Source organism: Micromonospora sp. NBRC 110037, assembly GCF_001652995.1.
Lineage (GTDB): Bacteria > Actinomycetota > Actinomycetes > Mycobacteriales > Micromonosporaceae > Micromonospora > Micromonospora chalcea.
In genome coordinates, this window is the sequence record NZ_BBVA01000003.1 from 159,814 (window position 1) to 183,556 (window position 23,743).

The 23,743-nt window shown below is 72.1% G+C and carries 22 protein-coding genes, 3 tRNA genes and 1 pseudogene; 4 read left to right on the forward strand and 22 right to left on the reverse strand.

Translation table 11 applies throughout. The features are described 5' to 3' along the window. Positions 1–54 precede the first annotated feature (54 nt). The 8 genes from A4R25_RS10725 to A4R25_RS31080 form a co-directional block, all read right to left on the reverse strand. Complete coding sequence (locus A4R25_RS10725; RefSeq protein ID WP_030501620.1) at positions 55–447, reverse strand: MaoC family dehydratase; 393 nt, start codon at positions 445–447, stop codon at positions 55–57. A gap of 4 nt (positions 448–451) precedes the next feature. Next, complete coding sequence (locus A4R25_RS10730) at positions 452–898, reverse strand: MaoC family dehydratase N-terminal domain-containing protein (protein WP_030501621.1); 447 nt, start codon at positions 896–898, stop codon at positions 452–454. Between the two features lie 120 nt (positions 899–1,018). Beyond that, positions 1,019–1,186: a 50S ribosomal protein L33 gene (gene rpmG / locus A4R25_RS10735; RefSeq protein WP_013288652.1), complete on the reverse strand. Its 168-nt coding sequence runs from the start codon at positions 1,184–1,186 to the stop codon at positions 1,019–1,021. A 129-nt stretch (positions 1,187–1,315) separates the two neighbouring features. Beyond that, positions 1,316–1,388, reverse strand: a tRNA-Met gene (locus tag A4R25_RS10740). Positions 1,389–1,413: 25 nt separating this feature from the next. Next, positions 1,414–1,486, reverse strand: a tRNA-Thr gene (locus A4R25_RS10745). A 96-nt stretch (positions 1,487–1,582) separates the two neighbouring features. Beyond that, complete coding sequence (locus tag A4R25_RS10750; protein WP_030501622.1) at positions 1,583–4,111, reverse strand: bifunctional diguanylate cyclase/phosphodiesterase; 2,529 nt, start codon at positions 4,109–4,111, stop codon at positions 1,583–1,585. A gap of 715 nt (positions 4,112–4,826) precedes the next feature. Next, positions 4,827–6,071 carry a hypothetical protein gene (locus A4R25_RS10755; RefSeq protein ID WP_064446622.1) on the reverse strand — a complete coding sequence of 415 codons (1,245 nt, stop codon included), beginning with the start codon at positions 6,069–6,071 and terminating at the stop codon, positions 4,827–4,829. 320 nt (positions 6,072–6,391) lie between these two features. Then, a complete protein-coding gene (locus tag A4R25_RS31080) occupies positions 6,392–6,550 on the reverse strand; it encodes a hypothetical protein (protein WP_157539029.1) in 159 nt (52 codons plus the stop codon). A gap of 196 nt (positions 6,551–6,746) precedes the next feature. Between A4R25_RS31080 and A4R25_RS10765 the strand changes: the two genes are divergently transcribed. After that, positions 6,747–7,349: a hypothetical protein gene (locus A4R25_RS10765; protein WP_157539031.1), complete on the forward strand. Its 603-nt coding sequence runs from the start codon at positions 6,747–6,749 to the stop codon at positions 7,347–7,349. Between the two features lie 153 nt (positions 7,350–7,502). Here A4R25_RS10765 and A4R25_RS10770 read toward each other — a convergent pair. After that, a tRNA-Tyr gene (locus A4R25_RS10770) sits at positions 7,503–7,586 on the reverse strand. Between the two features lie 147 nt (positions 7,587–7,733). Here A4R25_RS10770 and A4R25_RS10775 point away from each other — a divergent pair. After that, complete coding sequence (locus tag A4R25_RS10775; RefSeq protein WP_064446624.1) at positions 7,734–8,228, forward strand: YajQ family cyclic di-GMP-binding protein; 495 nt, start codon at positions 7,734–7,736, stop codon at positions 8,226–8,228. Positions 8,229–8,513: 285 nt separating this feature from the next. Here the strand turns inward: A4R25_RS10775 and A4R25_RS10780 are convergent, their stop codons facing one another. Next, positions 8,514–9,293, reverse strand: coding sequence for a hypothetical protein (locus A4R25_RS10780; protein ID WP_157539033.1), 780 nt, complete (start codon positions 9,291–9,293; stop codon positions 8,514–8,516). Positions 9,294–9,309: 16 nt separating this feature from the next. After that, positions 9,310–9,834 carry an RNA polymerase sigma factor gene (locus A4R25_RS10785; protein ID WP_043328223.1) on the reverse strand — a complete coding sequence of 175 codons (525 nt, stop codon included), beginning with the start codon at positions 9,832–9,834 and terminating at the stop codon, positions 9,310–9,312. Between the two features lie 125 nt (positions 9,835–9,959). Here A4R25_RS10785 and A4R25_RS30590 point away from each other — a divergent pair. Continuing rightward, positions 9,960–11,327, forward strand: a pseudogene (locus tag A4R25_RS30590) (MFS transporter); the annotation flags it as partial. On the opposite strand, the gene A4R25_RS10790 reads toward A4R25_RS30590, so the two are convergent. The 9 genes from A4R25_RS10790 to A4R25_RS10830 all read right to left on the reverse strand — a co-directional run bounded on the left by A4R25_RS10790 (position 11,327) and on the right by A4R25_RS10830 (position 20,598). Next, a complete protein-coding gene (locus tag A4R25_RS10790; protein WP_043328221.1) occupies positions 11,327–12,586 on the reverse strand; it encodes an MFS transporter in 1,260 nt (419 codons plus the stop codon). The pseudogene A4R25_RS30590 and the gene A4R25_RS10790 sit on opposite strands and share 1 nt — an antisense overlap. 139 nt (positions 12,587–12,725) lie before the next feature. Next, entirely contained in the window at positions 12,726–13,604 is an 879-nt protein-coding gene (gene htpX / locus A4R25_RS10795) for a zinc metalloprotease HtpX (protein ID WP_064446626.1), read from the reverse strand. A 149-nt stretch (positions 13,605–13,753) separates the two neighbouring features. After that, positions 13,754–15,220 (reverse strand): NADH-quinone oxidoreductase subunit N, encoded by a 1,467-nt coding sequence (locus A4R25_RS10800; protein WP_064446627.1) that lies wholly within the window; start codon positions 15,218–15,220, stop codon positions 13,754–13,756. Beyond that, a complete protein-coding gene (locus A4R25_RS10805; RefSeq protein WP_064446628.1) occupies positions 15,217–16,722 on the reverse strand; it encodes a NuoM family protein in 1,506 nt (501 codons plus the stop codon). Before A4R25_RS10805 ends, A4R25_RS10800 begins: the two co-directional genes overlap by 4 nt. Then, positions 16,719–18,644: an NADH-quinone oxidoreductase subunit L gene (locus A4R25_RS10810; protein ID WP_064446629.1), complete on the reverse strand. Its 1,926-nt coding sequence runs from the start codon at positions 18,642–18,644 to the stop codon at positions 16,719–16,721. The genes A4R25_RS10805 and A4R25_RS10810 overlap by 4 nt, the downstream gene beginning before the upstream one ends. Beyond that, positions 18,641–18,994: an NADH-quinone oxidoreductase subunit NuoK gene (gene nuoK, locus A4R25_RS10815; protein ID WP_043328211.1), complete on the reverse strand. Its 354-nt coding sequence runs from the start codon at positions 18,992–18,994 to the stop codon at positions 18,641–18,643. The genes A4R25_RS10810 and nuoK overlap by 4 nt, the downstream gene beginning before the upstream one ends. Then, positions 18,991–19,515, reverse strand: coding sequence for an NADH-quinone oxidoreductase subunit J (locus A4R25_RS10820; RefSeq protein WP_064446630.1), 525 nt, complete (start codon positions 19,513–19,515; stop codon positions 18,991–18,993). The genes nuoK and A4R25_RS10820 overlap by 4 nt, the downstream gene beginning before the upstream one ends. Next, positions 19,512–20,102 (reverse strand): NADH-quinone oxidoreductase subunit I, encoded by a 591-nt coding sequence (locus A4R25_RS10825; RefSeq protein ID WP_051611348.1) that lies wholly within the window; start codon positions 20,100–20,102, stop codon positions 19,512–19,514. The genes A4R25_RS10820 and A4R25_RS10825 overlap by 4 nt, the downstream gene beginning before the upstream one ends. A 73-nt stretch (positions 20,103–20,175) precedes the next feature. Then, positions 20,176–20,598 carry an ester cyclase gene (locus tag A4R25_RS10830; protein WP_064446631.1) on the reverse strand — a complete coding sequence of 141 codons (423 nt, stop codon included), beginning with the start codon at positions 20,596–20,598 and terminating at the stop codon, positions 20,176–20,178. 95 nt (positions 20,599–20,693) lie between these two features. Between A4R25_RS10830 and A4R25_RS10835 the strand changes: the two genes are divergently transcribed. Beyond that, the gene (locus tag A4R25_RS10835) at positions 20,694–21,734 is read left to right on the forward strand and encodes a glutathione S-transferase family protein (protein ID WP_064446632.1); all 1,041 of its coding nucleotides are present in this window, start codon (positions 20,694–20,696) and stop codon (positions 21,732–21,734) included. A 163-nt stretch (positions 21,735–21,897) separates the two neighbouring features. Here the strand turns inward: A4R25_RS10835 and nuoH are convergent, their stop codons facing one another. Next, entirely contained in the window at positions 21,898–22,860 is a 963-nt protein-coding gene (nuoH, locus tag A4R25_RS10840; protein ID WP_064446633.1) for an NADH-quinone oxidoreductase subunit NuoH, read from the reverse strand. Beyond that, a complete protein-coding gene (locus A4R25_RS10845) occupies positions 22,860–23,669 on the reverse strand; it encodes an NADH-quinone oxidoreductase subunit C (RefSeq protein WP_064446634.1) in 810 nt (269 codons plus the stop codon). Before A4R25_RS10845 ends, nuoH begins: the two co-directional genes overlap by 1 nt. Between the last annotated feature and the right edge of the window lie 74 nt (positions 23,670–23,743).

Below are 23,743 nucleotides of genomic sequence, written 5' to 3' on the forward strand. Positions count from 1 at the left end.
GGGTAGTCGTGCGACTTTCCCAACCGGTCTGCCCCTCGCGCGTCGGGCGGACCCTCAGCGCGTCGTGCGGATCAGTGCCCGGGCCTGCGACAGCACCTTCTCGCCCTGGCAGGTGGCGGTGATGTCGAGCCTGGTCAGACCGTCTTCGGTGACCTCCTTGACCACCGCCGACACCTCGATCTCGGTGCCCTCGTCGGTGTCCGGGACGACCACCGGCCGGGTGAACCGGACGCCGAAGTCGACCACCGCGTCCGGCGCGCCGGCCCAGCCGGTCACCGCGCGGCCGACCAGGGCCATGGTGAACATGCCGTGGGCGATGACGCCCGGCAGCCCCACGTCGGTGGCGACGCGGTCGCTCCAGTGGATCCGGTTGAAGTCGCCCGAGGCGCCCGCGTAGCGGACCAGGTCCGCGCGGGTCACCCGGTACGTCTGGGTGGGCAGCTCCATGTCCTCAGGCCTCCCCGCGTACGACGATCTTGGACCAGACGGCGACCACCGGCTCACCGTCCACAGTGCTCACATCGGTGCGGGTGGTCAGGAAGCCGTGCCCGCCCCGGGTGGTGACCTCCTCGATGGTGCTCACGCACACCAGCTCGTCGCCGGCCACCACCGGCCGGGTGTACGCGAACCGCTGGTCGCCGTGCACCACGCGGCTGTAGTCGACGCCGAGCGCCGGATCCTCGACGATCTGCCGGCTCGCCGCCATCGTGACGAGCACCGGGAACGTCGGCGGGGCCACCACGTCGGCGTGGCCGAGCGAACGGGCCGCCTCCGGATCGTGGTGGGCCGGGTCGGTCGCGCCGATGGCGGTGGCGAACTCGCGGATCTTTTCTCGGCCCACCTGGTAGGGGGCGGTCGGCGGGTACGTCCGGCCGACGAAGGACGGGTCCAGGGACATGCCGCCGAACCTACACGGAAAACACGAACGCCGATCCGCCCGGTCGGGCGGCCCGGAGGCCACCCGTCAGGTGGATCGGCGTACGCGGAAGCTGGTGCCGACCGGCTGCGCCGGTCGCGATCAGCGGGTCTCGCGGTGAACGGTGTGCTTGCCGTCCCGGGGGCAGAACTTCTTCAGCTCGATGCGGTCCGGGTCGTTACGGCGGTTCTTGCGCGTGATGTAGTTGCGCTCCTTGCACTCCACACACGCCAAAGTGATCTTCGGCCGAACATCGGTCGCCTTCGCCACGGCGGAGTGCCTTCCTCGCTCACGGAACAACTACGGCGTGTCAGCCTACGCGCTGACAACGCGGACATGCAAAGTGGGCGCCTGTGGCGCCCGTCCCACCGACCACCGGGTGTACCCGGAGGACGAGAGTAGCGGTGGCCGGACTTGAACCGGCGACACAGCGATTATGAGCCGCTTGCTCTGCCATCTGAGCTACACCGCCGTGGCGGGTCCAGCCGGACCCTCTGAGCCCCCTTACGGAATCGAACCGTAGACCTTCTCCTTACCATGGAGACGCTCTGCCGACTGAGCTAAGGGGGCCTGCCCGATCACCCCGGGGGGTGTCGCGCAGGGGAAACAGTACACGACCGCGTCGCCGAGGTGAAATCGGATCCCCCAGGTACGTGTCGGCCCTGCTCAGGGCACCACACGCAGCCGCGGCAGCTCCCCCGTGGCCACCGTCTCCGGGTCGACCTGGGCACCGAACCAGGCCTCCAGACGCTCGTACGGCAGGGGGCGGCTGAACAGGAAGCCCTGGCCGATCTCGCAGCCGATGTCCTGCAGGAGTTCCAGCATCAGCTCGCTCTCCACGCCCTCGGCCACCACCGCCAGGCCGAACTGCTGGGAGAGCGTCACCACCGCGTTCACGATCGCCAGATCACCCGGATCGGTCGCCATGCCCTGCACGAACGACCGGTCCACCTTCACCTCGTGCACCGGCAGCCGGCGCAGCTGGGCCAGGGACGAGTTGCCGGTGCCGAAGTCGTCCACCGAGAGCCGGACACCGAGGTCACGGAGGCTGCGCAGGGTCGGGATGGGACGTTCCGCTCCGTCCAGCACACCGGCCTCGGTGACCTCCAGTGTCAGCCGCTGCGGCGGCACGCCGTACTCGGCCAGCAGATCGCGTACCAGCGCCGGGAAGTGCTGGTCGGTGAGCGTACGCGCGGCGAGGTTGACCGCGACGGAGAGCGGCTGCTCGCCGTGGCTCCAGTCGCGGCTGCGCCGCAGGCTCTCCCGGAGCACGAACTCGGTGAGCCGGCCGAGCTGGCCGGTGTGCTCGGCCACCGCCACGAAGTCGTCCGGCGAGACCGTGCCGTGCGCCGGGTGCTCCCACCGGGCCAGACACTCCACGCCCACCAGGCGGCGGTCCCGCAGCGTGACCTTGGGCTGGAAGTAGACCTCCAGCTTGCCCTCGTCCAGCGCCCGTTGCAGGTCGCCGGCGAGGCCGAGCCGGCGCAGCGACCGCGACTCCAGCGCCGGGCTGTAGAGCTGCACGCTGCCCGGGACCGACTTGGCGGCGCTGGCCGCCAGGTCGACGCGCTGCAACAGCGCCACCGCGTCGCTGCCGTGGTCGGGGTGGACCGCCACGCCGACCACCGTGTCCACGTCCACGGTGAGCGCGTCGAAAACCATCTCGTCGCGGATCTGCTCCCGGAGCTGGGCCGCCAGTTCCAGGGCCGCCTCGGTGCTCTCCAGCCGGAGCGTCACCAGGAACTCGTCCCCACCGGCGCGGCCGACCAGCGCCGAGGAGGGCGCGCAGGCGCGCAGCCGCTCGGCCACCTCGACGAGCACCTTGTCCCCGGCGGCGTGGCCGAGCGACTCGTTGACCTGGCGGAGCCGGTCGACGTCGAAGAGGAGCAACGCGACCACCTCGCCCGGCGCGCCGATCTTCACCGCCTCGGCCACCGCCGCGGTCAGCCGGCGCCGGTTGGGCAGCTTGGTGAGCGTGTCGTGGTCGGCGTCGTGCCGCAGCCGGTCGACCAGGCGAGAGTTCTCCAGGGCGACAGCGGCGTGTGCCGCCACCGTCTCCAGGACCGCGACGTCGCGCGCGGTGAAGTGCGAGGGGTCGACCAGCCGGTTGGTCACCTCGAGCGTCCCGATCACCACCCGGCCCGAGCGCAACGGGACGATGATCGTGTCCTTGACGCCCTGTTCGGCCAGGCTGGCCCGGAACTCCGGATCGCTGCACACGCCCCGGCCGACGGTGACCGGGCGGGCCTTCTGCATCGCCCGCTGGCGCAGCTCCACCCCGGTCGGGGCGGTGTCCAGCAGGCCGGGGTCATCGACCCGCGCGGTGAGCAGAGTCTCCGGGTGCCGGCCCTGGGCGGGCAGCCACAACGTCGCGTACTCCGCCTGCATCAGACCCCGGACACGGCCCAGCAGGGCGTCCGCGAGCGTGCCGTCCTGGCCGCTGGCCGAGATCGCCCGGCTCAGCTCGTACATGCCGCTGAGCGTGCGGTGCTGCTGGAAGAACTCGGTGTACGACCGGTAGACCGCCACCAGCCCCGCGGCCAGCGCGGCCAACGGCACCAGGGACCACCAGGACTGCTCCAGCAGCATCAGCACGATCAGGCCGGCCGACACGTTGATGCCGTTGGTCAGCACGCCCGAACGCAGCGCCCGGAACGTCTCCCGGCCGGCGTGCCAGCCGATGAGCAGGGTCTGGACCGCGGCGATCGAGGTGAGGCTCACCAGGATCACCATCGCCACCGCGAGGCAGAGGCCCAGCCACGTGGCGGGGCCCACGCCCTCGGTCGGCGGCAGGATGGTCAGCACCAGGGCGCCGACCGAGGTGCCCGCCGCCGCACGCGCGACGTTGAACCAGAGCTTCGGCGCCGACAACCGGTGACGCAGGTGCGTCACGAGCGAGGACAGCGTGTAGATCAGGACGACGGTGAGCGGCGGCAGGAAGTAGAAGGCGAGCACCAGCGGCAGCTCGGTGAGCGTCATACCGAGTGACTGCCGGCGGATGACCACGCCGACGACCGGCCCGCTGGCGACGATCATCAGCGCCAGGAGCAGCACCGCCGGAAGCCACCCGCCGATGGGTGGCTTCGCGATCAATCCGGTGACCGTCGAACAAGCCACCGCTACCAGGGCGAGCGGCGCGGTGATTATCCAGGCGTCCTCGGAGGGTCTGCGCCTCGGGTTGTCTCGCCCGCTCATCCCACTCCCTGTCCGGTGGGTCCCACTCCCGGTCCGGCGGGCAGGACCCACCGGCTTCCGCCCCCGTGGAGGTCAGCCCGGGTCGCTGTCAGACCCAGACGTAGTCGAGGAGGCGGAGGTCGCCCAGGCCGGACTTTGCACTGATTACCGAAACGCCCAAGGCGGCGGAAACGAGGAGGAGCGAGCCAAACAGCCGGCCCAGCCTACGACCAGACATGATTGCTCCTGTCGGGAGAGTTACAACCATCGTGAAGGTTCCACGATCGTGCCACACCCCGCTCACGGGCAAAAGCTGCGCGAGCCCTCGCGCAGGGGCAGTGGCAGGGAAATCATCCGTTCGACAGGCGCGGCTCACCCTCCGGCCCAGCATACCGTCACGATCAGCCCCGCAGCCGCTACGGAAGGCGCGCACAACGACTTCGCGCGTAAACCACGCTTAGCGCCTGATTCACCCGTCAGCCGGTCGGCACCCGGCCGCGGCCACAGTAGATGGCGTCGGCGCTCCCGTCGGCCGCCCTCGGACAGCCTCTACCATCATCGATGCCTGAGGCAAGGTTTCACGCCAGGAGAACCGAGTGAATCATCAGCCGGCCGGTGGCGGTTGCCCCGACGGCGTCGCCAGGTGCGACACCCACCCGCCTGACTGCTTCACCGCCGACGAGGCGGGCAACAGCCGGTGGCAGCACCCTGACGGTCGGCTACCGCCTCTGCCCGTTCACGCGGGCTTCGTGCCGGTGACGTCGTACTCGAACAGCGCCTTGTTGGAGTTCCGCTTGCGGATGGTCTCCACCTTGACGTCCGAATAGCCGAGTTCGCGCAGCATCACGGCATACCAGGTGTGCGCTGGCACCTCGTGCTTGTAGAAGGTGGAGTTTCCGACGATGTAGGAAACGCTGCCGCCCGGCTTCAGGTGCTTCGTGACGCTCTGGAAGTGCAGCCACATGTCGTGGTGGTACTTGTGAACGTAGCTGGCAAGCAGCGGACCGTTCTTGCCGCCGTCGGCCGCGATCTTCTCGCAGACCACCTTCATCGCCCCGTCGACAGGCGTCCCGACGTCCGGCTTCCACGTGTTGAGCTTGCTCGTGGCGGTGCCCCACGTGCCACCGATGGCGCGCCAGTCGAGCTCGCCGGCGTCGCCGGCCACATCCAGGTAGCGGAGCCAGTACATGTACGGGCGAAGCTCGCGGATGTAGCTCATCCGATTCACGTACGGCGGTGAGGTCAGCACGAAGTCCGCAGGCTCCAGGCCGTCCAGACCCGTCCGCGAATCGCCCTGCCGGACAACCGCCGTGCCGGCGAGGTCGAAACGGGCGGACTCGATGATCGTCGCCATTTCCGTGGCGTACGTGTCGAGCGCCTTGTCGAGGTCGTCGACCACGAAGAGCGCCTGCTCGGCCGGCGCTTCCTTGAAGGACATCGACTGATGGTTGAAAGCCGCGTTGGAGCAGGAGATCAGCGACCGGCAGAGACCGATCTCCAGCAGGTCGCGGATCTGCCCGTCGAAACGGTCGATCTCGTTCCGAAGCGCCTTGAGGGCGTGGAGCGCGCCCGGCGACCACCACTTCTCGATCCTGAACAGGCTCGGCTGCCAGAGATCGGCGTCCTCGTCGTGCGCCCGCGCCCCGTCGAGCACACTCGTCACGGCGTCAGCGAGCGCGACGAGCGTGTCCTCCGGGTAGTTCGTCGTCTTGACCGTGCCGAGCCAGACCAGGAACGGGTTGATGTCCACCGACTGCCCCCGGTGACCGAGCTCGGCAGCCGCGAGCGGCGTCGTGCCCGTGCCCGAGAAGGGGTCGGTGACGATGCTGCCGCTCGGCATGTGCGACATGCGATCGCGGACGAGGCGTACGCCGTAGGCGGGCGTGAGGCGCAACCAGCCGTGCCTGCCCACACCCATGTTGGCGCGGAACGTCATGTGCTCGTTGCGGCTGTGCGCCGCGCGCTCGACGATCTCCGTCATGTCGCCTCCGAGAGTCGCCGCAGAACGTGCTCCGCACCGGCGCGCAACTCAGTGGTCTCCCGCTGGACGTAGCCGACAACGTCCCGCAGGAAGCCGAAAGTACTGGACAGGGGGTCATGCCCGCCCACGGCTGGGAAGACACTCCAGTTGCCGGTCAGGTATCGCGAGCAGACCATGTGACCTGGTTCTCGGACAGTCCGAACTCCGCCTTGAGGACCTGGCGGAAGATGCGCTCGCAGCCGACGCCGAACTACCTGTGGATCGACGTCACGCCGCCCGCGGCTCTGCGCGGCGAACATCAGGGGCGAGGCGACGCCCATTCAGCGACAGAGCGGGTCAGCGCCGTACAGCGCGGTGAAGCCGGCAAGGTCGACCTCGTCGGCCCCTCCCATCTCGGGAAGGCAATCCGCCGACGTGCGGAGCGGCGCGAGCAGGATCTCGCGGTAGAGCCGGTCCCGCTCCTCAGTGCTCGACGCCATGGGACGGCAGCTTACGGCAAAGCTCAGACACCCCCTCGCACCCACACCAATCAAGCAGTTCAGTCCCATTTGGCGCAGATCCGGCGCTCTGCTCGTCACGAGCGCACTTCAGCAGCGGGATGGGCCGAGGCAGCTGCTGCTTTCCTGCCGACCAGCCAGGGCTTGCCGGTCCACGGCCCCCGTTTGCCCAACGCCCATGGATCCACCCCTGCCACCGTTCCCGGCGCCCAATAACTTCCGCGACACCACCAGCTTGCCGACCGATCATGTGTCGATGACCAGGGAAGCGGCTCTTGCCAACCTTCACGACACCGTCGCCTTCTGGAGCATCGGCTCCGCCACCGCGGTTGACGTGGTCAGGGCCGCCTGCGACTGCCTGGTGGCAGGCGTCGACAGTCCGACCCTCCGGATCCTGGCCGGCGTCTCCCCCGTGAAGGGCAGCGAGGACGACGAGCTGCGTCGCTGGCTGGCTGATGCGTTCGCGGAACTCTCCCTGACCTACTACGGGGAAGCGAGCCGGAAGGCCGAAGAGGAAGTCCTCCGCATCATGGCGCGACGACTGCTCGCCAGGAAGATCGCGCCTCGCGAACTCACGTCCTGGGTCTCACAGTTCATCACCTACGCCGGGACTCCCCTGGCAGGCGAACTGATCAACCTGGAGAGCGCCTACGAGTACGTCGAGGCCGCCAACGAGGTACACATGCTGGTCAGCACCAAGCCCGAGGATCTCGATGCGGAGGTCATCGCCGAAGCTCGACGACTGGTCGGCGACAGCGGTGCCGGCAGGGACCAGGGTTGAGCCACCACGGATCATCCCCGATCTTGTCGTGGACGTCCTTTCCGTGGCCCGCCCGCAATCAGTCGCAGACGGCTGGACTCAGCCGGACTCGGCCAGACGAACGAGAACGGCCCCCGATCAGCATCTCTGCTGGTCAGGGGCCGCATCTGCACCTGGTGGCGGGTAGAGGATTCGAACCTCTGTAGCTTTCGCGACGGATTTACAGTCCGCTCCCATTGGCCGCTCGGGCAACCCGCCAGGGCACACCACCGCGTCGCAACGCGGCGGCGGAAGCAAGGATAGCGGTTGCCCCCGGTACCGCCGCAACCGGGTACCGTCAGGAGGTCCCACGCTGGTCAGCGCGGGACGGACCAGGACAGACCGCCGGACAGCAGGAGCATGAGCATGGCAGCGAACCCCTCGTTCGACATCGTGAGCAAGGTCGACCGGCAGGAGGTCGACAACGCTCTCCGCCAGTCGGAGAAGGAGCTCTCGACGCGGTTCGACTTCCGGGGCACGGGTGCCGAGATCTCCTGGTCGGGCGAGGAGGCGATCAGCATCCAGGCGGAGACCGAGGAGCGCGTACGGGCCGCGCTGGAGGTCTTCAAGGAGAAGCTGATCAAGCGGAACATCTCGCTGAAGTCACTCGATGCCGGCGAGCCCAAGCAGTCGGGCAAGATCTTCAAGATCGATGCCAAGGTGGTGCAGGGCATCGACTCGGACAAGGCCAAGGCGATCAGCAAGAAGATCCGCGACGAGGGCCCGAAGGGCGTGCAGGCGCAGATCCAGGGCGACCAGCTCCGCGTCACCGGCAAGAAGAAGGACGACCTCCAGGCCGTCATCACGCTGCTCAAGGGTGAGGACTTCGGTCTGGCTCTTCAGTTCACCAACTACCGGTAAGAGACTCTGGCCGGCCTGGTCATCGGGCCGGCCGGGCCTTGCCACCCGCGCGGATGTCGGTCGGCCTCTCCTCGACCCGGCGCGCGCTCCGACCCCTCGCGGGCAAGGACCGCTGATGGGACACGACCCCTTCGGCCGGACGCATGATCGGAACGTGTTGCAGGCTCCTCGAAGACCCACGGCGGCCTACCGCAACCACCATGGACCGTGAGCCGTCGGCGGGCCTCCGTCATGCCGAAGGCGGGTGCGACCGGCCGGCCGGTCGCACCCGCCAAGGGATATCTCCTAGTTCGTCGCCTCGACACCAGGCGTGGCGGACGTCGCGGGGCCGAGGACCAGGTGCGGATCGAGCACCACGCCGATTGCCTGGTCCGGTGTCAGTGGCAGAGATCCGTTCCTCGCGGTGAGGCGGAGGGACGCTGCGGACCCGTCGGGCCGGAGCAGGTCCACGCTGAGCGTCTCGTACCGCACGACCTCGGCGCCGCGCTCCGCCGGAAGCCGGTGCTCCCGGAGCGAGGTTCGTACTTTGATCTTCTCGCCCGCGGGGCCCACCTGCTGCACACAGGTGCCGCTCGCCGTGCGGGAGGGGCAGGCAGTGGTGATCATCGACGCGAGGGAGGTACCGGCGTTTCGCGTGAGCTGGACCGACAGGTGAGCGTTGCCGTTCCCGGCGCCGAGGGTGCCCTGACCCCAGTAGCCGGTGAGAGTCGTCTCTCCCTCCGTCCCGCCTTGCTTGTTCCAGTTGCTGAGCAGGTCGGGCCGGGTCGGGCCGCTCAGCTCGGGCGCCTGTCGAAGCAGCGCCGGGATGACGGCCGCGTCGATCCGGGCCCAGTCTTCGGGTGTGCCGGCGGCGGTGGTTACGGTCGGGGTGGGCGACGGCCCAGCCGGTGGCACCGGGTCGGTTTGGCGGGGTGCGCGGACGAGCGCGGTGGCCCCGATGGCCACCACGAGGACCGCCACAGCGGCCAACGCCATCCCGCTTCTGCGGTGCCGACGACGCGAGTCGACGGCGGCCCGGAGATCGTCGAGCGGTGGCTGACGGACGGCGTCGGTGATGGTGTCCACGTCGAACCCGCTGAACTCACGATCGGACATCGGCCCTCCTACGACTGGCTACGGCATCGACGGTGTCGGCTGGGGAGAGCAGCAGGGCGAGCGCCTGACGCCCCCGGGACAGCCGGGACTTGACTGTGCCGACGGAGACGCCCAGGGTTCGCGCCACCTCCTCGACCGGCAGGTCCACGAGGTAGTGCAGGGCCAGCGCGTGCCTCTGCCCGTCCGGCAGGCGCCGCAGCGCGGCCAGCAGCGCCAGATGCTCCGGCGCGCTGTCGGCGACCACCGGCGGCGACCACGTCCGTCGCAGCAGCCCGTCGAGCACCCGCCGACGCCGATGCCGGCTGCGGGCGACATTGACCGCCACCCGGCGCAGCCACGCCTCCGGGTTGTCGAGGCCGGCGAACCGGCGGGGCGCGGCGAGCGCCCGGGTGAACGCCTCCTGTACCGCCTCCTGCGCCTCGCTCAGGTCACCGGTCACCGCGTAGAGCTGAACGACCAGCCGCCGGAAACACCCGGCATAGACATCCGCGATCACGTCGTCGTCGGACACCCTCACCTCCCTGCTCAGCTTGTTCCACTCACGGCGGGGCGGAAAGGTTCCGTCGTTTCCGGCCGGCTTCTGCCCACAGGCAACTTCGTTGTTCCGGAGGGCGGGCGTGGGGTCGGGTGGTAGCCATGACCTCCGCGCTGCTCCTCCCCTACCGTCCGGTGCTCGGCCATCCCGTGCTGCGCCGGCTGCTGCCGGGCCTCGCCACGTCCGCGCTCGGTGACGGGCTGGCCCTGGTCGCGGTGACGTGGCTGGCGCTGCAACTCGCCCCGGAGGGGCAGCGCGGCACCTGGACCGCGTTGGCGGTGGCGGCGTACACGCTGCCGGGGGCGGCCGGTGCGGTGCTGCTCGGTCGCTGGCTGGGTGGGCGGAGCGGGGCTCAGCTCGCGGGCTGGGACGCCACGGTACGGGCGGCCGCGCTGGGCGCGATCCCGGCCGCACACCTCGTCGGGGTGCTGGACGCCGGTCTCTACGTCGCCCTGCTGGCGGTGTCCTCGCTGTTGCACCCGTGGGGGTCGGCCGGTCGGTTCACGCTCGTGGCCGAACTGCTGCCGCAGCGGCACCACCTGGCCGCGAACGCGCTGCTCGGGACCCTCGGCCAGGCGGCGACGATCGTGGGGCCGCCGCTGGCCGGTCTGCTCATCGCCGGGGTGAGCCCGGTGTGGGTGATCGCGATCGACGCGGTCAGCTTCGCCGTGCTGGCCGTCAGCTACCGCCTCGTCATCCCGACCACCCGCCACGTGGGCACAGACCGCCACGAACGCACCGCCGGCACAGACCGCCACGCAAGCAACGCGAGCACAGGCAACCATGCAAGCAACGCCGGCACAGACCGCCACGCGAGCAACGCGGGCACGGGCAACCGCGCAGAACGACCGGCCTCCGGATTCCGGATCATCGCGCGGGACCGGTCGCTGCTCGGTCTGCTGTCGCTGTCCTTCGCGTTCTTCTTCCTCTTCGGCCCGTTCTACGTGGCCATGCCGGTGCACGTCACCGACGACCTGCACGCCTCCGCCGGAACGCTCGCGGCCTACTACACCGCGTTCGGCGTCGGCTCGCTGCTCGGCGGGCTGCTCACCGGGCACCTGCGCGGCTGGCCGCCGCGGACCACGCTCGCCGGCATCGTGGCGTTGTTCGGCACCGCGCTGCTGCCGCTCGGCCTGGGCGCACCGGTGGTGCTATCACTGTCCGCGTTCGCGCTCGCCGGGCTGGTCTGGGCCCCCTACCAGCCGACCGTGACGGTGTTGTTCCAGCGCCGGGCCGGGGCCGCCGACCTGCCTCGCGTACTGGCGGCGAACGGGGCTCTCCTGGTGCTGTCGGTGCCGCTGGGCACCATGCTCGGCGGTCCGGCGACCGCGTTGCTCGGGGCGCGGCCCACCCTGCTGGCGTGCGCGGTGGCGATCCTCGTGCTGGGCCTGCTCGTGGCCGGGCGCCCCGGCCGGGGAGGCGCCGGGAGGGGACCGGGCCGCCGGCCGGCGCACCCGGACACCACCGGTCAGGCGGCCAGTGACTGCTCGGCGCGTACCGCTGTGGCCTCGGCCCGGGAGATCGGGCCGGCGGGCAGCGCGGCGACCGCGGCCCCGACGGCGACCGCCACCCCGGCGAAGACGAACGCCCAGGACACGCCGCCGGCGTGGTCGATGATCAGGCCGGCGATCGAGCCACCGGCGGCGCTCGCCGCGACCGACATGGTCACCACCCAGGTGTACGCCTCGTTCAGCATGCCGGCCGGGGCGATCCGCCCGACCAGCGTGTTCTCCAGGGTGAGCGCGGGGGCGATGGCCGCGCCGCCGAGTACCAGCGCGACGCCGAGCGCGGCCGGGCCGGGCATCACCGCGAAGACGGCGAAGCTGGCCGCGACGGTGCCGAGCAGCCAGGCGAACTGGCGGGTCATGTTGGCGGCGGGCTTGCGTACGCCGAACCAGAAACCACCGATGGCGCTGCCGATGCCCCAGACGGCGAGCAGCACGCCGGCCAGGCTTTCCGGGTCGTCGGCGCCGGAGTTCCCGGCGAAGGCCGGGACGATGACGCCGGAGGCGCCGAACGCGATGCCGAGGCTGGCCACGCAGAGCAGCAGCGCGGGGAAGCCGCCGATCCGCAGCGGGCCGAGGCCCCGGGCGTGGTGCTCGCGCGGGTGCGGGCGCCAGCCGCGCATGACCCGGCCGAACGCGACGGCGCCGGTGCCGATCAGGGTGACCACGGCGGCGCCGACGAGCGCGGCGGAGGCGTCGGCGAACAGCACGAACCCGGCCACCAGCAGCGGGCCGATCACGAAGACGACCTCGAAGAGGGTGGTTTCGGCGGCGAGCGCGGTGTTGCGCAGGTGCGCCCGGCCGGTGGCGGGGGCGGTGAGGTCGTTCCAGGCGCCCCGGATCGCCGCGGTGAGCGGCGGGTACGTGGCGCCGGCCAGGCCCGCCGCCAGGTAGATCAGCGGGAGGTTGCCGGTGCCGGAGCGGGTGGCGACGAGCAGCCCGATCAGGGCGAGTGGGTGGGCCAGCGCGGTGGCCACCAGGACGGGGGTGGGGCCGACCCGGTCGGCGATGCGTCCGGCGACCGGGCTGAGCGCGGCGCCGGAGAGCGCGTAGATGCCGCCGGCGACGGCGGCCAGGGAGTAGCGGCCGGTGACCTGCTCGACGACGAGCAGCAGCGCCAGCGGGGTCATGCCGATCCCGAGCCGCCCGATGATGCCGAGGATCAGCAGCATCGGCGCGCCGGGGATCCGCCAGACGCCCTGGTACTGGCGCAGTGCGGCCACAGTCGACCTCCGAGGGAGTAATGGGTGGGAGACGTTTCGACCCTAACGGCGCGAACTGATCGGGGGAAACGCATTGTGCCCGGACACACCACCGCGCCCGCGTCCTGGGGACGCGGGCGCGGTGCGGGCGTACGGCGGGTCAGCGCTGGAACTGCACCGGCCCGGAGTTGCGGGCCATCTGCTCCAGGCGGGCCACCCGCTGCTCCATCGGCGGGTGGGTGGCGAACATCGCGGCGATGCCGCCGCCCCGCTTGAACGGGTTGTCGATCATCAGGTGCGCGGTGCTGGCGAGCTGGCCCTGCGGCGCGAGCGGGCGCGCCTGCGTACCCATGTGGATCTTGCGAAGGGCACTGGCCAGGGCCAGTGGGTCGCGGCTCAGCTCAGCGCCGGACTGGTCGGCCTGGAACTCCCGGCTCCGGCTGATCGCGAGCTGGATCACCGTGGCGGCGATCGGGCCGAGGATCAGCGTGAGCAGCAGCACGGCCGGGTTCGGGCCGTCCTCGTCGTCGGACGAGCCCAGCGGGATGAACCAGGCGAGGTTCGCCAGCATGGTGATGATGCCGGCCAGGCCGGCCGCCACGCTGGAGATCAGGATGTCCCGGTTGTAGACGTGCGACAGCTCGTGGCCGATCACGCCACGCAGCTCCCGGTAGTCCAGGATCTCCACGATCCCCTGGGTCACGCAGACCGCCGCGTTCTCCGGGTTACGGCCGGTGGCGAACGCGTTGGGCTGCGAGGTCGGGCTCACGTACAGCCGGGGCATCGGCTTGCCGGCGAGCGTCGACAGCTCCCGCACCATCTGGTAGAGCTCGGGGAACTGTGCCTCGCTGACCGGTTGCGCCTTCATCGAGCGCAGTGCGAGCTTGTCGGAGAAGAAGTAGGTGACGCCGTTCATCAGCAACGAGACGACGACGGCGATGACGAGACCGCCGCTACCGCCGAACCAGTAGCCGATCGCGAGGATCAGCGAGGTCAACAGGCCGAGCAGCGCTGCGGTCTTGAGACGGTTGTGATGCACGATCTCTCCTTCGGTGCGCGGGCCCTTGCGGGAGGCCCGCTGACCGGTTCAACACACCGGTACCCGTCAACCATCCGGCTCATGGCTGAAAGTTGGCTGGATGTTGCTGTGCACACGCTGAAGCGGTCGCCCACCAGGGCACGAATCGGTCAGCGCGCCGCCACGTCCAGCACCAGCTGCGGTGCGAAACCGATCACCACCGCCGCCACGGTGGCCACGCCGAGCGCCAGCGCCACGGTCCGCGCCGGCCGGACCGCCGCCGCGCCCGTGGGCGTCGCGTAAAGCGAGGCGGTGACCCGCAGGTAGTAGGCCAGGCCGATCACCGCGTTCAACGCCACCACCAGCGCCAGCCAGCCCGCGTGCCCGGCCAGCAGCGCGCGTACCACTGTCACCTTGGCGAACAGCCCGGCCAGGCCCGGCGGCAGACCGGCCAGCCCGATCAGCGCCAGCGCGAACGCGCCGCCCACCCACGGGTGCCGCCGCGCCGCGCCGCGCAGGTCGGCCAGCGTGCCGCCGTCGCCGTCCGCCGGGCGCAACGCCACCACCGCGGCGAACGCGGCAAGCTCCAGCAGCACGAAGAAGATCGCGTACGCGATGGCTGCCGCGTACGCGGCCGTGCGCGCGTCGCCGGTGCGGCCCGCGGCCAGCGCCAGCGCGCCCAGCGGGGCGAGGATGTACCCCGCCTGGGCCACCGACGACCAGGCGAGCAACCGCACGGTACGCCGCTGACGCAGCGCCACCAGATTGCCGACGGTCATGGTCAGCACCGCCAGCGCCGCCAGCACCGGGCCGGTCTGGTCACCGGGCAGCGCGCGCTGCACCACCGCCAGCAGCGCCACCACGCCACCGAGCTTGGAGGCGGTCGACAGGTACGCGGCCACCGGCAGCGGCGCGCCGTCGTACGTGGCGGGGGCCCAGGCGTGGAACGGCACGGCGGCGACCTTGAACGCGAGCCCGGCCACCACGAGCGCCGCCGCGACGCCGGTCAGCGGCAGGTCGGTCAGGTCGGCGCGGTCGGCCAGCGTGGCGCCGAGCCGGTCCAGGTGTAGCGTGCCGGCGACCGCGTAGAGCAGCGCCGCGCCGAGCAGCGTCACAGTGGTGGCGACCACGCTGACCACGAAGAACGTCACCGCCGCCTCGGCGCCGGCGAGGCTGCCCCGGCGCAGGCCGACCAGCACGTACAGCGGGAGCGTCAGCGTCTCCAGCGCCACGATCAGCGTGATCAGGTCACCGGCGGCGCCGAGCACCACGCCGCCGGTCATCGCGCAGGCGAGCAGGAAGCAGTATTCCCCTACCGGGGTGCGCCCGGCGCGCAGCAGCGGGCCGGACAGCGCCAGCACGCCGAGCGTGAGCAGCGCGATCACGGCCCCGGCCAGCGCGGCCCGGCCACCCCACACCCAGGAGCAGTCCGCGCCCACGCAGAACGTGCGCCGCTCACCGGCCGCCCCGACCAGTGCCGCGCCGGCCGCGGTGCCGGCCGCGCCGAGCGCCGCCACCGCCACCGTGACGGCGGGCCGGGCCACCAGCAGGTCGAACAGGAGCACCAGCACGGCCGTGCCGGCGGCCAGGTACGCAGGCAGCATCGCCAGGTTGTCGACAGGCTGCACCAGGCTCATGGGACGACCCCCAGCAGCGCCTCCACCGGGCCGGAGGCGTAGGACAGGACCAGCGCCGGGGCCAGGCCGACCGCGAGCGCGAGCAGCACCAGCGGCGCCCAGGCGGTCAGTTCCGCGCCGGCCAGCCCGGGTGCGAGCCCGGCCACCGCCGGGCTGGGCCGCCCGTGCGAAACCCGGCGCAGCAGCCGCAGGAAGTACGCGGCGGTGAGCGCCCCGCCCAGCGCGGCCAGCACGGCGAGGGTCAGCCAGAGCGGGCCGCCCCGCTGCACGGCGGCGACCACGGCGAACGCCTCGCCCCAGAACCCGGCCAGGCCGGGCAGCCCCAGCGAGGCGACGGCCGCGAAGCCGAGCAGCCCGGCCAGCCGGGGCGCGGTCTCCCGCAGCCCGGACAGGTCGGCCAGCGAGCCGGTGTGCGCGCGGTCCTTGACCGCGCCGGCCAGGAAGAACAGCAGGGCGGTGATGACGCCGTGGGCGATGTTGCCGATCAGCGCGGCCTGGAGCCCGGTGGCGGTGAGCGTGGCGATCCCGAGCAGCACGAAGCCCATGTGGCCGACGCTGGAGTACGCGATCAGCCGTTTCAGGTCGTCCTGGGCCAGGCAGACCAGGCCGCCGATCAGAATGGCGGCGACGGCGAGCACGCCGAGCACCGGCGCTGCCCAGCGGGCGCCCTCCGGGGCCACCCCCACGGCGACCCGGATCATGCCGTACGTGCCCATCTTGAGCAGCACCCCGGCGAGGATCACGCTGCCGACCGTCGGCGCCTGGGTGTGCGCGTCGGGCAGCCACGAGTGCAGCGGCCAGAGCGGGCTCTTCACCGCGAACGCGAGCGCCAGCAGCGTGAACGCGGCGAGCTGGGTGCCCCGGGACAGCCCGGCGCCGCCGGTGAGCGCGACCAGGTCGGCGGTGCCCGCGGCGGCCACCACCACGTAGACGCCGACCAGCAGCAGCACCGAGCCGAACAGCGTGTAGAGCGCGAACTTGCGGGCCGCCCGACGACGGTCCGCGCCGCCCCAGCCGGCGATCACCGCGTACATCGGCAGCAGGACGACCTCGAAGAACAGGAAGAACAGCACCAGGTCGAGCGCGAGGAACGTGCCGAGGATGCCGACCTCGACCACCAGCAGCAGCGCCACGAGCGCCCGCCCGCTGCCGCCGCCGGACGGCACCCGCCACAGCGTGTACGCGCAGCACAGCAGCGTCAGCAGCGCGGTCAGCACCACCAGCGGCCAGGAGATGCCGTCCACGCCCAGGTGGAAGCGCAGGTCGAGCCCGGGCACCCACGCCACGTCGACCTGGTGCCAGGGCTGCACCGCCGGGCGGGGCCCGTACCCGAACCAGCCGTGGTCACCGCCGACCAGCGGCAGCGTCGCCAGCAGCGTCAACGCGGCGGCGACGGTGCCGACCACCCGGCCGGCCCGGTCACCGGGCACGACCGCGGTGGCCAGCGCGCCGAGCGCCGGGACCGCCACCACGGCGACCAGCAGGACCTGCCCGAACGTCATGACGTGACTCCGATCAGGGCGACCGCGAGGCCGATCAGCAGCGCGCCCGCCAGCACCCCGGCCGCCGCCCGCGGCAGCGCCGCCCGGTGCAGCGCGGCCAGGCCACCGCCCACCTCGACCGCCGTCCGGCCGCTGCCCTCGACCAGCCCGTCCACGCCCAGTTCGTCACCGGTACGCACGACCCGCGCGAGCGCGCCCACCGGGCGTACGACGACTGTGTGCTGGACGTCGTCGAGCCGGAACGCCCGGGCGAAGACCGGCCGCAGCGGACCCAGGAAGCGGGCCGGGTCGGCGGCCGGGTCGCGGCGCCAGCCCGCCCAGGCGACGCCCGCGCCGACGAGCAGCAGCAGGAACGGCAGGACCAGGTTCGGCGCGAGGTGCACCAGCTCGACCGCCTCGCCGGTGTCGTCGCCCGGCACGCGCAGCCGGTCGGCGAGCCACGGCGCGAACGCGGCCAGGCCGAGCAACGCGGCCGGGACCGTGAGCAGCAGCACCGGCCAGCGCAGCAGCGCGGGCGGGTCGTGCGGGCGCAGCAGCGGCGTGCGCGTGGTGCCGAGGAACGTGCGCAACAGCAGCCGGGTCGCGTACCAGGCGGTCACCGCCACGCCGACCAGCCCGGCCAGCCAGACCAGCCAGCCGACCCAGGCCGCGCTCGGCCCGGCGCCGTCGAGCGCGGCCGCCTCGGCGGCGGCGAGCACGCCGTCCTTGCTCCAGAAACCCGAGAGCGGGGGTACGCCGGCCAGCGCGCCCAGGCCGACCACAGTGCACCAGAACGTCACCGGCATGGCGGTACGCAGCCCGCCCATCCGGGACATCAGCGTGGTGCCGACGGCGTGGATCACCGCACCGGCGGCGAGGAACAGCAGCGCCTTGAACGCGGCGTGGGTGAGCAGGTGGAACAGCGCGGCAGCCGGTGCGCCGACCGCCAGCGCGCCGGTCATGTAGCCGATCTGCGACACGGTCGACCAGGCGAGCACGCGCTTGATGTCGTCCTGCGCGGTGGCGGCGAACGCGCCCAGCAGCATCGTGATCGCGGCCATCACGCCCAGCACGGCGAGCGCGGCCGGTGCGCGCTCGAACAGCGGGAACAGGCGGGCCACCGCGTACACCCCGGCGGCGACCATGGTGGCGGCGTGGATCAGCGCGGACACCGGCGTCGGGCCGGCCATCGCGTCGGGCAGCCAGGTGTGCAGCGGGAACTGGGCGCTCTTGCCCGCCACCCCGGCGAGCAGCAGCAGGCAGGCGGCGGTGAGCGTACCGGTGCCGTAGTCGTGGGCCAGCACGTCGGCGATCCGGAAGCTGCCCGCGCCCACGCCGAGCAGCGCGATGCCGAGCAGGAAACCGACGTCACCCACGCGGGTGACAAGGAACGCCTTCACCGCCGCGCCGGGCGCCTCGGGCAGCCGCCGGTCGTGGGCGATGAGCAGGTACGAGCAGACGCCCATCACCTCCCAGCCGACCAGCAGCATGATCAGGTCACCGGACACCACCACGGTGAGCATGGCGGCGGTGAAGAGGCTCAACTGCGCCGCGTACGGCGGGTAGCGGTGGTCGACGTCCACGTCGTCGTGCGGGCCCCGGCGCAGGTAGCCGATCGAGTAGACCTGCACGGCCAGCGCGACAGCCGCCACGGCCGTCGCGACGAGCACTGCCACGCCGTCCAGCCGCAGGCCGAGCGTGACCCGCAGCCCGCCCAGGTCGACCCAGGTGGTGGACGCCTCGACCGGCGCGTCCACGCGGACCAGCAGCGCCAGCGCGGCCAGCAGCGACACCGCCGCACCCGTCACGCCCAGCGCGACCGCCAGCCGCCGGGCCGACGCGCGGTCGTGGCTCGGGGCGGGCGGCAGCAGCAGGCCGAGCAGCCCGGCGACGAGCGGGGCGCCCGGCAGCACCGCCGCGAGCCACAGCGTCGGCGTGCTCACCGGACCGCTCCTTCCGGGCGCTCGGCCGCGGTCACCGCGGGCGCCGGCTCGGCCAGCGGGACGTCGTCGACTGTGACGCTGGCGCGCAGCCGGTAGAGCTGGAGCACGATGGCCAGCCCGACACCGATCTCGGCGGCGGCGAGCACGATCACGAACAGCGCGAACACCTGCCCCGAGTGCGGCAGCACGGCCTTCACAGTGGTGTCGGCGGTGACCAGCACCAGGTTCACCGCGTTGAGCATCAACTCCACCGCCATCAGCACCAGGACGGCGTTGCGGCGGCGCAGCACGCCGTACACGCCGAGGCCGAACAGCAGCGCGGCGGTGACGTACGGGATGACCGGCCTCACGGGCGCCCGCCCTCGTCGGCGGACCGGCGGCCGATGTCGGGGCGGGACAGCACGATCGCGCCGACCAGCGCGGCCAGCAGCAGCACCGACAGCACCTCGAACGGCAGCACCCAGGAGCGGAAGATCTGCTCGCCGAGGCGCTCGGCGGTGCCGGCGGCCGGCAGGTCCACCCGGGACCAGCGGAACGCGTCGATCAGCAGCACCGCCAGGCCGAGGCCGCTACCGCCGCCGACCAGCGCGGCGGCCCAGCCGGGCCGGTCCAGGTCGTCCGACGGGCCGATCGGCGCGCGGGTCAGCATCACCGCGAACAACAGCAGCACCACCACCGCGCCGACGTAGATGAGCACCTGCACCCAGGCCACCAGCTCGGCGGTCAGCACCAGGTAGTCACCGGCGAGCGCGCCCAGGCACACCACCAGCCACAACCCGGCCCGGACCAGGTGCCGGGTCGCGACCACCAGCGCGCCCGCGCCCACCGCCACCGCGCCCAGCGCGAGCAGCAGCACGTCCGCACCGGTCATGAGGCGGTGCCTCCGCCCGGATCGGTGGCGGCGTCCGGGCGTACCCGGGAAGGAGCCGGACGGGCCGACGGACCCGCCGCCTTCCGGGCGGCGGTGGTCTCCTCCTTGGAGGGGTCGCCGAGCGGGTCGTGCGCCGGCGGCGGCGGGACGGTGGCCATCCACTCGCCCAGGTGGTCCTTGTCGTGCAGCAGGTCCTTGATGTCGTACTCGGCGTACTCGAACTCGGGCGACCAGTAGAGCGCGTCGAACGGGCAGACCTCGACGCAGATGCCGCAGTACATGCAGAGCGAGAAGTCGATGTCGAACTTGTCGAGCACGTTGCGCTGGCGGGGGCGGGCGGCGCCGGGCACCGCCACCTCCTCCTTGTGCGAGTCGATGTAGATGCACCAGTCCGGGCACTCGCGCGCGCAGAGCATGCAGACCGTGCAGTTCTCCTCCAGCAGCGCGATCACGCCACGGGAGCGCGGCGGCAGCTCGGGCGCCACATCCGGGTACTGCTGGGTGGTCGAGCGGCGGGTCATCGTCTTCAACGTGACCGCCAGGCCCTTCACCAGACCGCCGCCGGGCACTCCACCGTGCTCGCTCATGCCGCCCATCCTGCCCTGTGACCCGGGCGCGCGCGACCACCACCCGGCGCTTTGGCCCGGGCGTGCGGCCGGATCACGCCTCGCCGGGTGTGAGTGGGGGCAGCATCTCCACGCCGAGCTGCTGGAGCACCTGGAACAGCTCGTTGACGCTCCACACGTCCACGATCCGCCCGTCGTCGTCGAAGCGCAGGAACGTCGCGCCCGAATAGCTGACCACCCGGCCGGTCGGCGGCACCGGGCCGAACTGGCCCGCCTGGGTGCCGGCAGCCCGCCAGCGGACCGCCACCCGCGTACCGGCCGCCACCACGTCGACGATCTTGTAGCGCAGGTCGGGGAACGACGCCCGCCGGTCCCGGTGCCACGCCAGCATCGCCGCCGGGCCGGTGCCGCCCAGGCCCGGGCACTCCGCCGCCACCAGCTCGTACGCGCTCTCCTCGCGCCCGGCGTTCCACACGTCGGCGACGAAACGCCGGGCCGCCGTCTCCACATCGGTCACGGCGGGCAGCCTATGCCTCTTTGTGACGCGCTCGACCTGCCGGGAGCCGCCCGAGCGACCATGATGGGAGCGAAAAGCGAACTCGGAGGTAGAGCGTGGGCGGCAGCGACGACGAGGTCCTGGACCGGACCGGCGGCAAGTACGTGGAGCCGGGTGGCGAGTTCACCCGCGACCAGCGCTACATCGCCACCCGGATCACCGCCGACGGGCGGGACGGCTGGCCGGTGGAACCGGGGCGCTACCGGCTGGCGGTCAGCCGGGCCTGCCCCTGGGCCAACCGGCTGATCATCGTCCGGCGCCTGCTCGGGCTGGAGGACGCCATCTCGATGGCAGTGGCCGGGCCCACCCACGACAAGCGCAGCTGGACGTTCGACCTGGACCCGGACGGCAAGGACCAGGTGCTCGGCATCGAGCGGCTCGCCGACGCCTACTTCGCCCGCTTCCCCGGCTACGAGCGCGGCATCACCGTCCCGGCGCTCGTCGACGTGCCCACCGGCCAGGTCGTGACGAACGACTACGCCCAGATGAGCCTGGACCTCACGACCGAGTGGACGGCGTACCACCGGCCGGGCGCGCCGGACCTCTACCCGGAGCCGATGCGCGCCGAGATCGACGAGGTGAACGCGGTCGTCTTCGCGGACGTCAACAACGGCGTCTACCGGTGCGGCTTCGCCGGCAGCCAGGAGGCGTACGACAAGGCGTACCACCGGCTCTTCGACCGGCTGGACTGGCTGAGCGAACGGCTGGCCGGGCAGCGGTACCTGGTCGGCGACACGATCACCGAGGCGGACGTACGGCTGTTCACCACGCTCGTCCGCTTCGACCCGGTCTACCACGGGCACTTCAAGTGCAACCGGCAGAAGCTCAGCGAGATGCCGGTGCTGTGGGCGTACGCCCGGGACCTGTTCACCACGCCCGGGTTCGGCGACACCATCGACTTCGACCACATCAAGCGGCACTACTACGAGGTCCACCGGGACATCAACCCGACCGGGATCGTGCCGCTCGGCCCCGACCTGAGCAACTGGCTCACCCCGCACGGCCGGGAGGAACTGGGCGGTCGCCCCTTCGGCAACGGCACCCCACCCCCGCCCCCGTCCGAGCAGGTGGACCCCGCCCACACGCCGTTGCGCTGACGCGCTCTCTTCCGCCCCGCCCCGCCCGCCCCGCCCTGCCCCGCCCGCCCCTGCCTCGTCGATCTTGCACATTGAGCCCGGAACCTGCGAGCTCTGCCCCTTTCGCCGGGGCAGAAAGTGCAAGATCGCCGGGGAGAGGGCGAAGGGTGGGGAGGGGGGTGGGTTACAGGGCCAGGCGGACTGCGGCGGTCAGGACCAGCTGGGCCAGGGCCAGGGGGACCAGGACCAGCCAGCAGAGGCGCTGGAGCTGGTCCTCGCGCAGCCTCGGGTAGCTCACCCGCAACCAGATGATCACGAAGGCGACGGCGAACACCTTCAGCAGCGTCCACAGCCAGCCGAGCTGCGCGTCGGCGAACGGGCCCTGCCAGCCGCCGAGGAACAGCACAGTCGTCAGCGCCGCGATCACCACGATGCCGACGTACTCGGCGAGCAGGAAGAACGCGAACCGCAGACCGGTGTACTCGGTCATGTAGCCGAAGACCAGCTCGGAGTCGGCCACCGGCATGTCGAACGGCGGGCGGCGGATCTCGGCCAGCCCCGCCACGAAGAAGATCACCATGGCCGGCGCCTGCCAGAGCAGCCACCACGGCTGCCACGCCTCCACGATGCCGGAGAGGCTGAGCGTGCCGGCCGCCATCGCCACCGAAGCGGCGGCCAGCACCAGCGGCAGCTCGTACCCGAGCAGCTGGGCCGCGCCGCGCAGCCCACCGAGCAGGCTGTACTTGTTGGCCGACGCCCACGCGGACATGAGCACCGCCAGCACCCCGACGCCCACCACGGCGAGCACGAAGAACAGGCCGATGTCCAGCGGCTGGGCGACCAGGTCACCCGGCCCGAGCGGGATCACCAGCAGCACGAGCAGGTACGGCACCAGCGCCACCGCGGGCGCCAGCCGGAACACCTGCCGGTCCGCGTCGCGCGGGGTGACGTCCTCCTTCTGCACGAACTTGATGCCGTCGGCCACCAGTTGCGCCCAGCCGTGGAAGCCACCCGCGTACATCGGGCCCAGCCGGCCCTGCATGTGCGCCATCACCTTGTGCTCGGCCTGGCCCACGATCAGCGGCAGCGTGAGGAACGCGACGAGCACGCCCGCCACGCGCAGGACCAGCTCCAACCAGTCCGGCATCAGCTCTCCCCCGCCGCGTCGGGGTCCGGCTGCTGCCGGGGCGGACCGGTCGGCGGTTCCCCGGGCAGCGGCCGCCCGAGCGGACCCGCCTCATCGGCCGCCGGAGCAGCGCCGGACCGCGCTTGCCCCGCGCCGGTGGAGGGACGGGCAGCACGCGCCGGACGCTCCCGGGCAGGGCGGGCCGGCGTACCCCCGCGGGGGCCCTCACCGGCGCCCGCCGCGCCCGCCGGCGTGGGCGTCGTGCCCCACTCACCCGGCGCGGGCACGCCCGGCGGCCGGACCGGCCGGCGGCCGCCGCCCGCCTCCGACTCGCCCGGCTCCTTCGCGCCGGGCCACGGCTTGGCGACCCGGGAGGCGAGGACGAACTCCTTGCGCAGCGGGTGCCCCTCGAACTCCGGCGGCAGCAGCAGCGGCCGCAGCTCGCCGTGGCCGGCGAAGTCGATGCCGAACATTTCGTGGGTCTCCCGCTCGTGCCAGGCCGCGCCGGGGAACAGGTCGACCACCGAGGCGACGACGGGCGCGTCGCGGGGCACCCGGGTGCGCAGCAGCAGCCCGTGCCGGTGCGCGACCGACCAGAGGTGCAGCACCACGTCGAAGCCGTCGGCCAGCTCGTCCACCGCCGACAGCCAGTCGAGGAAGTCGAGACCCAGCTCGGCGTCGTCGCGCGCCGCACGCACCGCGTCCGCCCAGCTCGCCGGGGGTACGTCAACGGTGGCGCGGGCGTACCCCTGACCGCCGGAGACCGACGCGGTGGCCTCCACGGGCGCGAGCAGCTCGACCACCCGCCGGCCGACCTCTTCCGGAGTCATGCGCTGATCCTATGGCCGACGGCTGCGGACCGGGTCGGGCCGCCCGTGCCGGATCGTCGCTTTGCCGGGCGGAC

Coding starts and splice junctions, on each gene's coding strand:
- A4R25_RS10725 (WP_030501620.1), bottom strand. CDS start 447: ATGGAGCTGCCCACCCAGACGTACCGGGTGACCCGCGCGGACCTGGTC.
- A4R25_RS10730 (WP_030501621.1), bottom strand. CDS start 898: ATGTCCCTGGACCCGTCCTTCGTCGGCCGGACGTACCCGCCGACCGCC.
- A4R25_RS10750 (WP_030501622.1), bottom strand. CDS start 4,111: ATGAGCGGGCGAGACAACCCGAGGCGCAGACCCTCCGAGGACGCCTGG.
- A4R25_RS10755 (WP_064446622.1), bottom strand. CDS start 6,071: ATGACGGAGATCGTCGAGCGCGCGGCGCACAGCCGCAACGAGCACATG.
- A4R25_RS31080 (WP_157539029.1), bottom strand. CDS start 6,550: ATGGCGTCGAGCACTGAGGAGCGGGACCGGCTCTACCGCGAGATCCTG.
- A4R25_RS10765 (WP_157539031.1), top strand. CDS start 6,747: ATGGATCCACCCCTGCCACCGTTCCCGGCGCCCAATAACTTCCGCGAC.
- A4R25_RS10775 (WP_064446624.1), top strand. CDS start 7,734: ATGGCAGCGAACCCCTCGTTCGACATCGTGAGCAAGGTCGACCGGCAG.
- A4R25_RS10800 (WP_064446627.1), bottom strand. CDS start 15,220: ATGAGCCTGGTGCAGCCTGTCGACAACCTGGCGATGCTGCCTGCGTAC.
- A4R25_RS10805 (WP_064446628.1), bottom strand. CDS start 16,722: ATGACGTTCGGGCAGGTCCTGCTGGTCGCCGTGGTGGCGGTCCCGGCG.
- A4R25_RS10820 (WP_064446630.1), bottom strand. CDS start 19,515: ATGACCGGTGCGGACGTGCTGCTGCTCGCGCTGGGCGCGGTGGCGGTG.
- A4R25_RS10825 (WP_051611348.1), bottom strand. CDS start 20,102: ATGAGCGAGCACGGTGGAGTGCCCGGCGGCGGTCTGGTGAAGGGCCTG.
- nuoH (WP_064446633.1), bottom strand. CDS start 22,860: ATGCCGGACTGGTTGGAGCTGGTCCTGCGCGTGGCGGGCGTGCTCGTC.
- A4R25_RS10845 (WP_064446634.1), bottom strand. CDS start 23,669: ATGACTCCGGAAGAGGTCGGCCGGCGGGTGGTCGAGCTGCTCGCGCCC.